This is a genomic window from Prochlorococcus sp. MIT 0916, from assembly GCF_047305155.1.
In the GTDB taxonomy this organism is placed as follows: domain Bacteria; phylum Cyanobacteriota; class Cyanobacteriia; order PCC-6307; family Cyanobiaceae; genus Prochlorococcus_B.
The window spans coordinates 461,824-477,456 of sequence record NZ_CP138980.1; the positions used below are offsets into that span (position 1 = coordinate 461,824).

At 34.0% G+C, this 15,633-nt stretch carries 14 protein-coding genes and 1 tRNA gene; 5 read left to right on the top strand and 10 right to left on the bottom strand.

What is annotated here, in order from left to right; genetic code table 11:
* Window positions 1-307: 307 nt before the first annotated feature.
* The 3 genes from SIB53_RS02435 (at window position 308) to SIB53_RS02445 (ending at window position 4,119) form a co-directional block, all read left to right on the top strand.
* Window positions 308-1,876: a tetratricopeptide repeat protein gene (locus tag SIB53_RS02435; RefSeq protein ID WP_413678628.1), complete on the top strand. Its 1,569-nt coding sequence runs from the start codon at window positions 308-310 to the stop codon at window positions 1,874-1,876.
* Window positions 1,877-2,799: 923 nt separating this feature from the next.
* A complete protein-coding gene (locus SIB53_RS02440) occupies window positions 2,800-3,522 on the top strand; it encodes a tetratricopeptide repeat protein (RefSeq protein WP_413678629.1) in 723 nt (240 codons plus the stop codon).
* A complete protein-coding gene (locus SIB53_RS02445) occupies window positions 3,523-4,119 on the top strand; it encodes a 2OG-Fe(II) oxygenase (protein ID WP_413678630.1) in 597 nt (198 codons plus the stop codon). It abuts the gene before it with no gap.
* Window positions 4,120-4,696: 577 nt separating this feature from the next.
* Here SIB53_RS02445 and SIB53_RS02450 read toward each other — a convergent pair.
* Window positions 4,697-5,494 (bottom strand): hypothetical protein, encoded by a 798-nt coding sequence (locus SIB53_RS02450; RefSeq protein WP_413678631.1) that lies wholly within the window; start codon window positions 5,492-5,494, stop codon window positions 4,697-4,699.
* Between the two features lie 708 nt (window positions 5,495-6,202).
* On the opposite strand from SIB53_RS02450, the gene SIB53_RS02455 reads away from it, so the two are divergent.
* Entirely contained in the window at window positions 6,203-8,662 is a 2,460-nt protein-coding gene (locus SIB53_RS02455) for a tetratricopeptide repeat protein (RefSeq protein ID WP_413678632.1), read from the top strand.
* A gap of 257 nt (window positions 8,663-8,919) precedes the next feature.
* On the opposite strand, the gene SIB53_RS02460 is transcribed toward SIB53_RS02455, so the two are convergent.
* Together SIB53_RS02460 and alr are read right to left on the bottom strand one after the other, a co-directional pair.
* A tRNA-Ser gene (locus SIB53_RS02460) sits at window positions 8,920-9,008 on the bottom strand.
* A 60-nt stretch (window positions 9,009-9,068) separates the two neighbouring features.
* On the bottom strand, window positions 9,069-10,289 hold the full coding sequence (gene alr, locus SIB53_RS02465) for an alanine racemase (protein ID WP_413678633.1): 1,221 nt from the start codon (window positions 10,287-10,289) through the stop codon (window positions 9,069-9,071).
* A gap of 73 nt (window positions 10,290-10,362) precedes the next feature.
* Between alr and SIB53_RS02470 the strand changes: the two genes are divergently transcribed.
* Window positions 10,363-10,869 carry an HNH endonuclease gene (locus SIB53_RS02470; RefSeq protein WP_413678634.1) on the top strand — a complete coding sequence of 169 codons (507 nt, stop codon included), beginning with the start codon at window positions 10,363-10,365 and terminating at the stop codon, window positions 10,867-10,869.
* On the opposite strand, the gene prfA is transcribed toward SIB53_RS02470, so the two are convergent.
* From prfA to SIB53_RS02505, 7 genes are all read right to left on the bottom strand, one after another.
* On the bottom strand, window positions 10,870-11,964 hold the full coding sequence (gene prfA, locus SIB53_RS02475) for a peptide chain release factor 1 (protein ID WP_413678635.1): 1,095 nt from the start codon (window positions 11,962-11,964) through the stop codon (window positions 10,870-10,872).
* 35 nt (window positions 11,965-11,999) lie between these two features.
* Window positions 12,000-12,260 (bottom strand): 50S ribosomal protein L31, encoded by a 261-nt coding sequence (rpmE, locus tag SIB53_RS02480; RefSeq protein ID WP_413678636.1) that lies wholly within the window; start codon window positions 12,258-12,260, stop codon window positions 12,000-12,002.
* A gap of 38 nt (window positions 12,261-12,298) precedes the next feature.
* Window positions 12,299-12,706, bottom strand: a complete 408-nt coding sequence (rpsI, locus tag SIB53_RS02485) for a 30S ribosomal protein S9 (RefSeq protein WP_413678637.1) — start codon at window positions 12,704-12,706, stop codon at window positions 12,299-12,301.
* Entirely contained in the window at window positions 12,703-13,155 is a 453-nt protein-coding gene (gene rplM, locus SIB53_RS02490) for a 50S ribosomal protein L13 (protein WP_413678638.1), read from the bottom strand. Before rplM ends, rpsI begins: the two co-directional genes overlap by 4 nt.
* Window positions 13,156-13,362: 207 nt before the next feature.
* Window positions 13,363-14,187, bottom strand: a complete 825-nt coding sequence (gene truA / locus SIB53_RS02495) for a tRNA pseudouridine(38-40) synthase TruA (RefSeq protein ID WP_413678639.1) — start codon at window positions 14,185-14,187, stop codon at window positions 13,363-13,365.
* 69 nt (window positions 14,188-14,256) lie between these two features.
* Window positions 14,257-14,607, bottom strand: a complete 351-nt coding sequence (gene rplQ / locus SIB53_RS02500; protein WP_413678640.1) for a 50S ribosomal protein L17 — start codon at window positions 14,605-14,607, stop codon at window positions 14,257-14,259.
* Window positions 14,608-14,646: 39 nt separating this feature from the next.
* Window positions 14,647-15,585 carry a DNA-directed RNA polymerase subunit alpha gene (locus SIB53_RS02505; protein ID WP_413678641.1) on the bottom strand — a complete coding sequence of 313 codons (939 nt, stop codon included), beginning with the start codon at window positions 15,583-15,585 and terminating at the stop codon, window positions 14,647-14,649.
* Window positions 15,586-15,633 lie beyond the last annotated feature (48 nt).

A 15,633-nucleotide genomic window follows, 5' to 3' on the forward strand; every position in this document is an offset into this window, starting at 1 on the left:
TTACTTAGATTCTTAGAGCGTATCCAAAACTTCTTGCTTACAAGCAAAAGGTAATGGAAGAAGAAATCAGATGATTTGGGAGGTTATTTCTAGTGCCGTATGAGAAGAATAAACGTCATACTCAACAACACTCCCGACTATCTCAATAGAAGATTTTTCCCAAACCTTTAACTACGGGTTAAAGGACACATAAAAGTTGTATAACTTCAATGAAGTAGTGGGTTGGGGGAAATAGCCCTTTTCAAAACAAGCTCTGAGAAATCAAATAAAAGCCTGATATATTATCCACATATTCGGCTTTATCAACTTGGAAGTAAATATAGAAATAGCTCAATCGCTCTTTAAACAAAATAAATATCAAGAAACAATTGATACCTGTAATAAAATATTAGCTACTGATAGCACTGAAATAAATGCTCTAAAATTAATCGCAAAAGCTTTTACAAAATTAAAAAAGATAGATGATGCTCAATTATATTTAAATCAAGCGCTAAAAATTAAACCTGATGATTATGAAGTGATTAAAGATTTAGGTAATACATATCACGCTATTGGAGATATTAATACTGCTAAAAAGTTTTATAAAAAAGCAATAGCCATTAATAATAACTATGCTCCAGCATTAGCGAATTTAGGAACCATTGAACTCAATACAGGTAACAAACAAGACGCATTGTCTTTATTAATCAAAGCGACTCAATATGACCCTAAATTAGCCTCTGCCTGGGGAAATCTTGGTTATGGATATTTTGAACTAGGAAAGAAGCAAGAAGCTGAAACTTACTGCCGAAAAGCAATTGAACTCAATCCCAATCTCTTTAACTCTCATTTCCTTCTTGGAACAATCCTAATTGAACAAAAGAAACTTCAAGAAGCTCAAACCTACACTCGCAAAGCAATTGAACTTAATCCTGATTTCGCAGATGCTTATTACAATCTATCAAACATTTTGATAAATCATGGCAAATTAGAAGAAGCAGAATTAGAAATAAAAAAAGCGATTAAACTTAGTCCTAATAACGGTATTTTTCATTATGCCCTCAGCAATATATATAGTTTTAATAATAATTTAGTAAAAGCAATTTATGAAATGAATCTAGCAATACAGAATGATCCAAACAATTATGAGTTTAAAGCAGTTTTAACAAACCTAAGATATATAAAAGGTGAGTTTGATAATAATAATTCATCAAATAGATTTTATAATGATAAAAATGATTATTTATTTGAAGATAATAATGAAAATACTCTGCTTATTATTTTTGGAGGCAATGGAAGGAATATTAACAAAGCGCAGTCTTTCGATTTTCATAATTTTCTAAAAGAAAATAATACATTTGACAAACTTTTTATAAGAGATATAAAAAGGAACTACTACCTCAATGGTTTAAAGAATAGTACTAAGAATCTTAAACAAACAATTGATTTATTAAAAAAATTAATTTCACATAAGGAATATAAAAAAGTAGTAGCAACAGGATCATCTGCTGGTGGATTTGCCGCAATATTATTTGGAACTATATTAAAATTGAAAAAAGTAATCGCATTTAATCCTCAAACTATTATTTCTGAATCAAATGATCAAAACATAATTCCTTATCTGTTCTCGAAAGAAATGTCAAGTTATTTAGGAAGCCTATATACATCAGATAAATTTTATCAAAAGTGTTTAAATCTAAAAAATTTTATACCATTTAATACACAAGTAGAGATTCACTATTCAGAGTTTTCACAAGTCGATAAAAAGCATGCATTTTTTATAGAGCATCAAAATTGTCGACTTATAAAGTATAAATCTGGTAGTCATTTGTTAACCGTCGAATTAAAAGAAAGAGGAGTCCTAAAAGATCTAATAATAAATTCCTTAGATTTATAAATTAATGAAAAAGAACTATCATATTAGATAAAAAAATTAATTATTATATGTCCAAAAAAATTCTTCTTTCTTTACCTAAAACTATTGAAAGCTTAAACAAATACTCCTCACAAAAAACTTATTAAAACTGTTGCAGACTACGAATGAATATGAACTTTTAATCCTTCTAAACCTACACTGCCTCAGCGTTATTTCTGTTTTCCGAAGTCATACGAACTAGCCTAAACCAAAAAGAACGGAGAGTGAGGACTCACGTTTGAAACCCAGTGACCCTATGCGAACTTGATTGAACCAGCAATATTTGAAAATAGTCCATTTCCCAACAAAATACCAACAACACGTGGTTGAGTTAGCATGAACTTTCCGGTTCTCAATGAACCGCTTAATTCAGTCGTATCAGCAAGTTGGAAGTATTATGAACTCTTCTGAATCCATCGAATCTAATGAAAAACGGAGAGGTAAGAGAATCGGGGGGAGTTCAAACGCACCGTAGCGAAAGGGATTAAACTGTTCAAAGGTGAATTAGCGATATTTACCCCTACAAATACCCCTACGCAGCAAAAAGCTAATCACCAGACGAAAAGCAGAAAACAACAAACTCCTTACCAAAACTGAAAGCTTGTACCACAATATTTACATCCAAAATGGAAAATATCGCTTAAAAGAGTTAATTATTTAGTAGTACAGGATTACTTAAAACAAAAAAATAACAGAGGTTTTTATTACGAAAACTATACTCACTTAAACTTCAGCAAGTTCCAGTAGAAAAGTTTTCGCAAACCTTTAATTATGGATTAAAAGACATAACCAAATTGGACGACTTCAATCAAGTAGTTGCTTAGGAAAACAATTCTTTTTATCAAGCAACTAATCAATCATCTAGCTTATTAGTTAAGTCTCAATAATCTCAGAAAGAGGTCCAAATGGCACCTATAGTTAGTAGTAGAATTATTTTATACAGAAGTTCTAAGAAAATAATGGAATCTAGTGATAAAGATCAAGGGGGAAAGAAAATTACTGGAGTTAAAACATTTTCCGTTCCATTTGCTTTAGGTGAAATCAAAGAAAATATTACTGTTAATACCAATACTCCTTCTAAACCTTCTAAAGAAGAAATAATCAATCAAGCATTTAAGTTTCATTCAAAAGGGAATATTTCAGAAGCAGCAAAATATTATCAACTTTTTATTAATCAAGGATTAAAAGATCAAAGAGTTTTTTCTAATTATGGAGTGATATTAAAAGATCTTGGTAAATTAAAAGAAGCAGAATTGTCATACCGCAAAGGAATTGAAATCAAACCTGATTACGCAAATGCTCATTTAAATCTGGGAAACATATTGAAAGATCAGGGTAAATTACAAGACGCAGAATTATCATACCGCAAAGCGATTGAACTAAAACATGATTTCGCAGAGGCGCATTTCAATCTGGGAATCATATTGGAAGATCTTGGTAAATTAGATCAAGCTCTTTTATGTTTTGAGGCAGCTATTGATATTAATAAAAATCTTGAAATTGCTCTAGAGGAAATAGGCAAAGTACTTTTAAAGATAGGTAATCATTCGGATGGCATTCTTAAACTAAGAGAAGCCGTAGGTTCCATCGGTTTTAATCATAAAAAATCCTCTATAACAATTAATTAAATGCAAAAAATAGCAATAGATTCAGGAAATAAAAATCCAAACTTTATTGGCTCTTGGACTATAGAACCAATTTCAATTTGTGACGATCTTATCTCCTACTTTGAACTTAATATTTCAAAACAAAAAAGTGGGATAGCAGGAAGTAGTTTAAATCTGGATATAAAAGATAGCGTTGATATTACAATTAAGCCTAAAGAGATTATTCTTCCTGGTAATGGGGCGTTTAAATTATATTTTGATCAACTTTTTGAATGCTATAAAGACTATGTAGAGGACTGGACTTTTCTAGAGCAAATATCTGACAGATTAGAGATTGGTTCTTTTAATTTACAAAGATATAAACCTGGACAACATTTTAAAAAATTACATACAGAAAGATTATCTTTAGATAGTCTGCACCGTATTTTTGCTTTTATGACTTATTTGAATGATGTTCAAGAAGGAGGGTCAACATTTTTCAGTCATTATGATCTTGAGATACAACCACAAAAAGGATTAACTTTAATTTGGCCTGCTGAATGGACTCACGCACATAAAGGCAATATTCTTAAAGAAGGTTCAAAATATATCATTACGGGGTGGATGAATATTTGCTAATTAATTTTGGAATAATATTAATTTACCCTCATTATTATGAGCTTAAAGATAAATAATTACCCTCTGATCATACGTTCTTCAATATAAAGAATACATAGAACAGGGAATCCTATTTAAATTGGAGTAAAAGCACCTGCTTGGCGGGTGCTTTTTTATGCCTTAAGTAATAAACAGACAACACATATCCACCCAAGAAACTTCAATCCCCCTCAACGAGCGTGAAACCGATTGACATATCAGAGAGATCTCTCATGCTGAGTTCTTAAAATCCCCCTCGCACTTTTCGTTCTGTATGGCGCACTAAGGGAGCGTTTGAAACTCTTCAACTTTCAAAACCATTACTAAAACTATATTCTTGCTTTTTCTGGGAACGCCTAAAACACTCTAAAACTAATTAAGAACGGAGAGGGAGGACTTTCGTCTGAACCCCAGCGACCCCATGTGAACTTGATTGAAACTGTCAATTTTTTAAAAAGGGATTTTCCCAACAACATTCCCAACAACATTCCCAACAACAGACAAAAATGTTATTCAATCATCTAGTGTTTGATGTAAGAATTATTTGTAAAGATTTCCTCTAACTAAGAGAACTAACATCAGCAATTTTCCTTTGCTCCTTCCAATAATCTTTTATTAAATTTTGCTCTTTAAGGTTATCATCATAAACTCCTTGCCTGGGTATTTTGAAATCTTCATTAGATATCTTTTTATAAATTGACCACATTCCATATGCTTTATTTTTATCCATAGATAATATATCTTTCTTACAGGATTCCCTGTTCTTATAAACATCAATCTGTTTCATAGTTGTTTTAGCAAGTAGAATATTATTATAATTATTTGCTAATAATAAATCCCAAAAGAAAGTAGGATGAAAATTATAAAAACCATGATCTACCTCTCCATACATAGGAAGACAATGAATAACTATTCCATCTTTTTTTGTCCATTCATGAATACTTTTAAATACTTGGTACACATTAAAAACATGCTCTGCAGTTCCCAAATTAATAATACAATCAAATTGCTTACCAAGATCATGATTTAGGTTCAAATCTAATTTCATTGAAGAAGATGTTCCATGTAAATCAATTGATTCTAAAGATTCAACATGAAAAAATACCTTATAAAATATCTTTGCAATATCAAACAAAAAATTTGGAGTAGAGTCTTCAAAAATAGATTTCAATTGCACTATTAGATCATCTTTTTGTGACTCTTTAGCAAATAATTTAATATCATTAAAAAGTACTTTAGGATTTAAATCTCCATACCAATTTTGTTCTCCTATTTCTAGAATAGTATTAAAATATGGAAGTATATTTTGTTCTCTTAACTTTCTTATTAAAGAATAATGAACATTTGCAATTGCCATCAATAAAAAAGAAGTTCCCTATTAACCATATCAAATATTTTCATATTCAATAAAACTCACAGAATTGTTTTAATAGACATTGCTTGGTTCCAGAAAATTCTCCCAACAACATTCCCAACAACACACGCTTGACTTAGTATGAACCCACTTGATTCCAATTGAACCAGCCTATTCAGTCATATCAGTAGTTCTGGGGGATTATGAACCTTTCTGAATCCGTCTGAATCTAATGAAAAACGGAGAGGTAAGAGAATCGGGGGGAGTTCAAACGCACCGTAGCGAAAGGGATTAAACTGTTCAAAGGTGAATTAGCGATATTTACCCCTACAAATACCCCTACGCAGCAAAAAGCTAATCACCAGACGAAAAGCAGAAAACAACAAACTCCTTACCAAAACTGAAAGCTTGTACCACAATATTTACATCCAAAATGGAAAATATCGCTTAAAAGAGTTAATTCTTTAGTAGTACAGGATTACTTAAAACAAAAAAATAACAGAGGTTTTTATTACGAAAACTATACTCACTTAAACTTCAGCAAGTTCCAGTAGAAAAGTTTTCGCAAACCTTTAATTATGGATTAAAAGACATAACCAAATTGGACGACTTCAATCAAGTAGTTGCTTAGGAAAACAATTCTTTTTATAACGCAAGCACTGAGTAATTAAATAAAATCTGATATATTAACCCCATATTCGGGTTTAAGAATTGGAAGCCAATATAGAAATAGCTCAATCACTCTTTAAACAAAATAAATATCAAGAAACAATTGATACCTGTCAGAAAATATTAGCTACTGATAGCAATTCAATAGAGGCTATAAAATTAATCGCAAAATCTTTTTTAGCAACAAGAAAGATAGATAATGCTCGTTTATATTTTGATAAAGCACTGACTCTTAGACCTGATGACTATGAAGCAATCAAAGATCTAGGCAATACCTATAAAGCTGTTGGGGATATTAATAATGCTAAAAAGTATTATCAAAAAGCAATCGCTATCAATGAGTCTTATGCGCCAGCTTTAACCAACGCGGGATTAATTGAACTAAATACAGGCAACAAAGAAGACGCATTATCTTTACTCATCAAAGCGTCTGAAGCCGCCCCTCAATCAGCTCCCGCTTGGGTAAACCTTGCCAATGGTTATTTCCAAGTAGGGAAGACTAAAGAAGCAGAGACTTGCTATCGAAAAGCAATTGAGCTCAACCCCCAGTTCTTCAACTCTCATTTACTTCTTGGAACAATTTTAGTTGGGCAAAAGAAACTTCAAGAAGCAGAAATCTCATTTAAAAAAGCCATTGAGCTTAAACCTGATTTCTTTCAGGCTCATCTCAACCTTGGAGCAGTTTTAAAAGACCTAGAACAATTACAAGAAGCAGAAATATCTACTCGCAAAGCAATTGAGCTCAATCCCCAGTTATTCCAATCTCATTTCCTTCTAGGAACAATCTTAGTTGGGCAAAAGAAACTTCAAAAAGCAGAAATCTCATTTAAAAAAGCCATTGAGCTTAAACCTGATTTCTTTCAGGCTCATCTCAACCTTGGAGCGGTTTTAAAAGACCTAAAACAATTACAAGAAGCATTTGATTGTTATGTAAAAGCAATTGAACTTAATCCAAAGTACTCTAGAATTTATCCATACATAACAAGGTTTTTAAGAGATTCGAATCCATCTCAATTAAATAAATCAAAATTAAAAAATATTCTTAACCTTCTATTAGAAAAAAATAATATTGCTCATAATGAATTATTCCAAGCATTTAGTTTCGTATGCAGGGACGAAATAATAAGCAATCTAAAGAAAATAGAATCAGAGTTTTCAAAAATTAAATTATTAAACCATGATAAACTCTTAATAAACGCACTGAAAAAAATCATATTTAAAGATATTATATTAGAGAAATCACTTACAAAGATAAGAAAAAAACTATGCGATAGGATCTCACAAAATCAAGAAATTTTTGGACATTCAGAATTACAATTTATTACTGCTCTCGGAGAACAATGCTTCCTGAATGAATATGTATATTCTGTATCCGAAAACGAAAGATTGTCTATTAATACTATTATCAAAAGATGTATTAATGGAGAAATCAATGAAACCAATATTTCAATTTTATCTTGTTATTTACCACTATATAAACTTCTAGATGAGATACCATCTTTAAAATTTTTTAATTCATCAATGGAAAATTTTAACGAACTAATAAAATTACAAATATTAGAACCTTTAAATGAAATAAAATTGTCTAAGTGTATAAAAAGACTTGGTTCAATTAATGATAAAATTTCACAAAAAGTAAAAGCTCAATACGAAGAAAATCCATACCCTAGATGGCGATATGGAAGTACTTCAAAAGATCAAAAATTATCTATTAATCAAGTAATTAATAATGAAATTCAACCGAACTCAATCCGTTCAGATTTAGAAGATCAGAAATCAAAAATTCTCATTGCTGGCTGTGGAACAGGTCAACAAATTTTACAATCACAAAGGTATAAAAATGCTCAGGTGACTGCTATAGATATAAGTTTATCTAGTCTTTCTTATGCTCAGAGAAAAATAAATGAACTTAGAATTAATAATGTTGAACTGATTCAGATGGATATATTAGAAATTAGTTTACTAGAACAACAATTTGACATTATTGAATGTGGTGGTGTTTTACACCATATGAATGATCCTTTAAAAGGATTAAAAAAATTATTAGGAGTTTTAAATCATAATGGATTACTTGGATTAGGTTTATACAGCGAATTAGCAAGACAAGATGTGGCTAGAGCAAGAAAATATATAGCCAATCAAAAAATTCAACCAGATGTTAAAGATATCAAAAGTTTTAGAGAAGATGTTTTTTCCGGCAAGATTGAACAAATTAGTAATCTTAGAAGTTGGGGTGATTTTCATACGATATCTGAATGCCGTGATCTGTGCTTTCACGCCAAAGAACATAGATTCACTATTAAACAACTACAAGAAATTTTTGAATCTAATGAATTGAACTTTCTTGGTTTTCGAATTTCGCAACAAGTGAAGTCTCTTTATAAAAATTATTTCCCAGAAGATAAAACGCAAACCAACTTACAAAACTGGGCAAAGTTTGAAGAGAAGCATCCATATACCTTCAGAGCGATGTATCAATTCTGGGTTTCTAAAGGCAAATAAATAATTATTCTAAAAACAAGAAGAACAAATAAGAACACAAGGCATTTACATAAACGAACGTGAAACCGATTGACATATCAGAGATCTCTTCCCCCCCTACTGAGTTCTGAAAATCCCCCCTAAAAATCCCCCTCGGACTTTTCGTTCTGTATGGCACACTAAGGTACCGCTTGAAACTTAAACTTTCAAAATCATTACTAAGACTGTTTTCTTGCTTTTTCTGGGAACGTCTGAAACGCTCTGAAACTAATTAAGAACGGAGAGGGAGGGATTCGAACCCTCGACAGAAGTTACCTCCTGTAACTCCTTAGCAGGGAGCCGCTTTCAACCACTCAGCCACCTCTCCATATGAGATACCATATCAAGTCAGGGATCCCAAAAACTATATTGTTTTCCTCTTCATATCTTAAGTGACTACTCTTGGCAGTCTATTCCTAAAACTGCAAAGAACTTCCCATGGAATTGATCCAGATAAATCACTCCATTCATGTGGTGAAATAAACGTTTCGCCATCGGTTCCCAGAAGGGTTAAAACTTGACCTGCTTTGATATCTGATTTTTCAGTTATGTCAAAGACCATTTGATCCATAGCAATTGCTCCGACTTGAGGAACTAAAACACCTCCTATTGAGGCTGAAATCTTGCCAGAAAGTGCTCTGCTAACACCATCAGCATAACCAATAGCAGCTACGGCAAGCTTACTTTTTCTTTGAGTTTTAAAACAATGACCATAACCAACTCCAACGCCTTTCTCAACATTTCTAACCAATGTAATTCTTGCCTTTACTTTTAATGCTGGCTTTAGGTTCAAATCCGACTTGAAATTATTTATGGGGAAGTAACCATACAAGCTCAGACCCACTCGAACCATGTCAAAATGAAGTCTACTATCTGAAAGCGTTCCTGCAGAATTCGCCAAATGCCTACACAGGTACTTATTACTTGTATGTATATTCTTCAAAACCTCCTCAAAAGTAGTTAATTGAATCTCAGTAAAACTTGGATTAATCAATTGTTCTGTTTTTTTATCAAGATCTTTATCCGCAATAGCTAGATGACTATATATACCTGCTAAAGAAATGTTTTCTAAAGAATCAATTTTAGAAAACATTTCTTGAACTTGATTGCAATCAAAACCAAGTCTCGTCATACCAGTATCAACCTTTAAATGAATAACAAATTTTCTATCATTTCTTTCGCCTAGGTTATTACAAATTATTGCCTCTCTAATGCTACTAATTGTCGGAATAAGATCCCATTTAAGGGATGAAAAAAGTTGTTCGGAGTTAATTAAATTGCCAAGAACCAGTATCTGACAATCCAAACCAGCTTTTCTTAGTTCAATACCTTCTTCTAAGGTTGCGACGCCAAGCCTATCAGCACCTCCCAGCAAAGCAGCCTTGGCAACTGTCTCAGCACCATGTCCATATCCATCAGCTTTGACGACAGCCATAAGTAAACAATCTTGACCTATAAAATCTTTCAAAATTCTAGAATTATTCTCAATAGCTTTCGAATCGACCTCAACCCAGGCACGGCTACAAGGGTCAGAACGCATTAAATCCTTTGTCGTCCCATCAGAAGTGACCAATTTGTCACTTCTGTTGATCTCAGACATATTCTTCATCCAATCAATGTAATAAGGGAAACTGCATCAAGGCTGGAATACCACTAGCATGGCGCTTAAATAGCTTGGGTGCATGGGTCAGGTTCTTGTTTTGAATGCTTCCTATGAGCCATTGAACATCACTTCATGGCGTCGCGCGACTGTTTTAATGCTTAAGGGTAAGGCTGAAAGTCTTGAAGAAGATTTTTCTCACAACATTAGACAAGATATCAAAGCTCCTACAGTAATAAGATTAAGACAATATATTAAAGTTCCATATCGAGAAATACCTCTATCAAGGAAAAATATATTTCAAAGAGATGGCAACCTTTGTCAATATTGCGGAAAAAAAAATAAAAAACTTTCCATTGATCATGTTTTCCCCCGCAGTAGAGGAGGAACAGACAATTGGGAGAATGTTATCACTGCATGTCTTCAATGCAACGTCATGAAAGGTAATAGAACTCCTGAAGAGGCAAAGATGCCTTTAAAAACAAAACCTTATAAACCTTTAAACAATATGAGTTTTGAAACTACAAAACAAATTCACTCTGGTCGTCATAAAGAATGGAGTAAGTACGTTATTGGATGGGTAGCCTAACTATTCAGGTTGATTACTGATCTCTTCCATTTGCCTTTTTTGTTCTTCAGCAATACATGCGCCAATAACATCTTCCAATTGACCTGCTAGAACTTGTTCAAGCGGAAAATTGATTCCTAATCGATGATCAGTGGTTCGATTATCTTTATAGTTATAGGTCCTGATCTTTTCACTTCTATCACCAGTCCCAACCTGAGATAATCGAGCAGATCTTTCTTTCTCATTAGCCTCTGCTATTTCTAATTCTAATAATTTAGCTCTTAAAATCTCCATTGCTCTTTCTCTATTTTGTAACTGAGAACGTTCCTGTGTACAAAAAACTCTTATACCTGTGGGTTTATGAAATAAATCGATCGCTGTTTCTACTTTATTTACATTTTGTCCTCCAGCACCGCCAGATCTAGCTGTACTAATTTCTAAGTCAGTAGATTCAATTTTAACTTCAACTGGATCAGCTTCAGGCATTACAGCAACAGTTGCAGTAGAGGTATGGACTCGTCCTTGAGATTCAGTTGAAGGAACTCTTTGAACTCTATGAACACCTGCTTCAAATTTTAATTGACTATAAACTGACTCTCCTTTAACTGAGATAATCATTTCACGAAAACCACCCATATCCGCTTCTGTTGAGCTGATAGGCTTGACACTCCAACCTAATTTTTGTCCATATCTCTCATACATTCTTGCTAAGTCACCAGCCCATAAACAAGCTTCATTGCCTCCTGCTCCTGCTCTTATTTCAAGCATCACACTTCTTTCATCTCTGGGGTCTTTGGGCAAAAGAGCCAAAGTCAATTTTTGAATTAATTCATTTTTTGAAAGTTCGAGATTTTGAAGCTCCTCTCTAGCCAAAAGTTCCATCTCTTGATCATCTCGGCTTTCTTTTACTAAGGCTTTAGCTTCTAAACATTCTCTTTCTATTACCTGGAGTCTCAAATAATCACTAACCAAAGGTTCTAGACGAGATCTCTCTCTGGCAATTTTTTCTAATTGTTTAGGATTTGATGCAACATCTGGATCTGCTAGTTGCAACTCTAGATTTTTAAAACTATTTTTAGCTGTTTCTAAACGTTTTACGAGGGTTGAAGAATCCATTATTTGTGTTCCCCAAGTCTATAAGTCAACAGCTATCAACTTTCTTTATTTTCTTTTTGAGATTTATTATTATCTTCACTTGAATCAGATGAAGCCATGCCATATTTCCTCATAAATCTATCCACTCTTCCTTCGGTATCTAGAATCTTCTGAGTCCCTGTAAAGAAAGGATGATTTCCGCTCCAAACATCAACCTGGATTTCAGGCTGGGTTGAGCCAGTTGTCATTACAACTTCACCATTACAAATAACTTTTGCATCTGGATACCAAGTTGGATGTATATCTGATTTAGGCATGTTAAAAGAAGAGAAAGGGGAAAAAGTAAAAAAAGTGTTTATCTCTTTGAGAATTGTGGAGCTTTTCGTGCTTTTTTAAGGCCATATTTACGTCTTTCTTTAGCTCTAGGATCTCGACTAAGATGACCCTCCACTTTCAAGGCTTTACGATTATCAAGAGACAACTCACATAAAGCTCTTGCAGCTCCTTGCTTTATTGCGTCAGACTGACCTGTTAAGCCTCCACCATATACATTGACTAAAACATCATATGATTCACTTAATCCTAAAGTTTTTAAAGGAGCTTTAACAGCAGAAATGTAAGCAGGATTAAAATTCAAGTAATGATCACCAGGTCGACCATTGATAACTATTTCACCTTTTCCAGGCGTCAACCTTACTCTAGCTACGGATGTCTTGCGTCTACCAGTTCCCCAGTAAACGACATTGGTTGTGGAACTAGTCATTTCGTAACAGATTCAGAATGTAGATTGAGAATTTTAGGTTCTTGAGCTGCATGGGGGTGATCAGAACCTTTATATACTTTGAGTTTGGTAAATAATTGCCGCCCTAACCTTGTATGAGGAAGCATTCCTTTGATTGCCTTTTCAACTATTCTCTCAGGGATTCTAGATTGAAGTGCCTTAAAGGTTTCAACTTTCATTCCTCCAGGTCGACCAGAGTGCCTGCGATAAAGTTTTTGATCAGATTTTTTGCCAGTTACTTTGATCTTTTCTGCATTTACGACTATCACAAAATCACCAGTATCTAGGTGAGGAGTGAAATTGGGCTTTGTCTTACCCCTGAGTACACTAGCAACTTCAGTTGCTAGTCGACCAAGCGTCTGATTCTCTGCATCCACCAGAAACCACTGGCGTTCTATTGAATCTGACGAAGGCACTGATGTCTTGTTCATTTTTCCCGAACACCTTTAACACTGAATACGCATTATCCTTTTAATAATGCTGTTTAAGGAAGTTATCAAGTCAAATAATTGATCTGATTCTTCAGAAAACTAATTCTACACTTCGATGGCTGCAAACAGGCCTTTTTGTTGGCATAAAATTTAAATTACTGATTTATCAAAATTCCGATTTTTAATTTATTAATCTTTTATCTTTTTTTAATCTTTTGATGAATCAAATTTTGGCAGAGCAAAAGTCGGAAAAGTGTCAAAACTTTTCTCTTTTGAAAAGATCTTTTCCTCATAACCAACTCTTATTAAACAAAGGCCTTTAGGTGGAGCAGCCTCTTTCACTTCAGAACGCAAACCCTGTCTCCATCTATTTCTAAATTTTTCAAGAGAAAGTCTTTTTTCCCCAACAGCAACTAATTGACCCATCAAAAGCCTTACCATGCCATACAAAAAGCCACTTGCCTGTATCTCAACTGTGACTATATCTCCTTGACGACAAATAGAAACATCCTGCACCGTAGTGAATGCATTACTCCTATTACTTCCTGCTTTTTGAAAAGCTGAAAAATCATGTAAACCTAATAAATCATTCAAAGCTTGCTTCATTAAATTGATATCTAACCTAGATCTATATCTATGCCAACTTATATTTTGAAGAAAAATATTTGGATAGGAACCATTGAACAGAGAATACCTATATCTTCTATATTTTGCCGAATAGCAAGCATGCCAATCTCTAGGTACATGTACTGCTTCAAGAACTTGGATTGAAGTCGGAAGCCTGCCATTAAGAGCTGATGTCCATTTATGAATAGGGATTGGACCAGAAGAATCAAAATGAGCAACTTGCCCGGAAGCGTGAACTCCTGAATCGGTTCTACCTGCTGCTATAACTTTAACTGGTCTAAATGGATCAAGTTCTGCAATTTTTTCTTCTAAAACCCCTTGTACCGTTATTGAATCTTTTTGATTTTGCCAACCTCTAAAGCCTAATCCATCATACTGAATAACAATTGCAATTCTCTTAGTCAAGTTAAAACTAAAAAATTAAATTAGGAAAGAAAATAGAAAAAATTTAGTTAACTTTTGAACAATAAAACACTATACAAGTTCAACAATGGCCATTTCAGAATTATCACCTCGTCTTGGAGTTGTTCTCACAATTCTAGTATAACCACCTTGACGATCTCCATATCGCTCTTGCGCTTTCTCAAAAAGTGCATGGACCAACTGCTTATCGTATACATATCCGATAGCTCTTCTTCTTGAAGAAAGGCTACCATCCTTGGCCAAAGTAATCATCCTCTCAGTTTCATCTCTCAAAGCTTTTGCTCGTGCTTTGGTTGTTGTAACCCTACCCTCACGAATTAATTGAGTAGTTAATCCTCTTAAAAGTGCCTTCCTTTGATCTGCAGGGAGACTCAATTGTGGAATTCGACGTTGATGACGCATTGGATTAGCTTTGAAATGTAGTAAGAATAAGACTGAAAGTCATGCAGAAGTTCTACTTTGTGGGATAGAAATTCCAATTCTCTCTAGAGCTTCAATAACTTCATCAGCAGATTTAGAACCGAAGTTCTTAATTTCTAACAAATCCTCATAACTGAAACCCATCAAATCTGAAACAGAGTTTACTTGGGCACGTTTTAGGCAATTATAAGCTCGTACAGATAAGTTTAACTCCTCGAGGGGGATTTGAGCTTCTGCTGCAGGCTCAGGCTCTTCAGGAATCTCTTCTACCATTGAGACAGTGGCAAGAGGTTGAAAAAGTTCTATCAGTTGATTTGCAGCTTCCGCTAATGCATCGTCTGGAGAGGTTGATCCATCAGTTACTAACTCCATTTTTAATCTTTCTCTAGTCGATCCTCCCTCAGCCACTGCAGTTTCATCAATAGTAAAATTGACTCTACTTATAGGCATAAATACTGCGTCAATTTGAAGCAAATCAATTGCGCTTGTCTCCTCGTTTCTTCTATCAACTGGTCGATATCCAACACCTCTTTCTACATGTATTTCTAATTCAAGGTTGTGGCCCTCATGAACTGTTGCTATTGGACGTTCACCGTCAACAACTTCAACTTGAGATGAAAACTGAATATCCTTTGCTTTAACTTCAGCTGGACCTGTTGCAACAATTCTTCCTATCTCAAGATCTTGACTACGACTATCAACTGGAATTTGTTTGCAATTTAGAAGAATGTCTAAAACGTCCTCTCTAACGCCTGGGATTGTTGCATATTCATGATTAACACCTGCAATCCTGACAGCAGTAACTGCGCTGCCTTCGAGTCCGCCCATTAAAACTCTGCGTAGGGAATTACCCAAAGTTGTTGCTTGACCCCTTTCAAGAGGTCCGATAAGGAAGACGCCTGTTTGGGAACGATCATTAGAAATTTGATGGTCGATCCTGTCTATCTGGTATTGCAACACGGTCTAAAGGGATGTGGAAAAAAAGAAAAGTTCACTCAAGTGAATAGA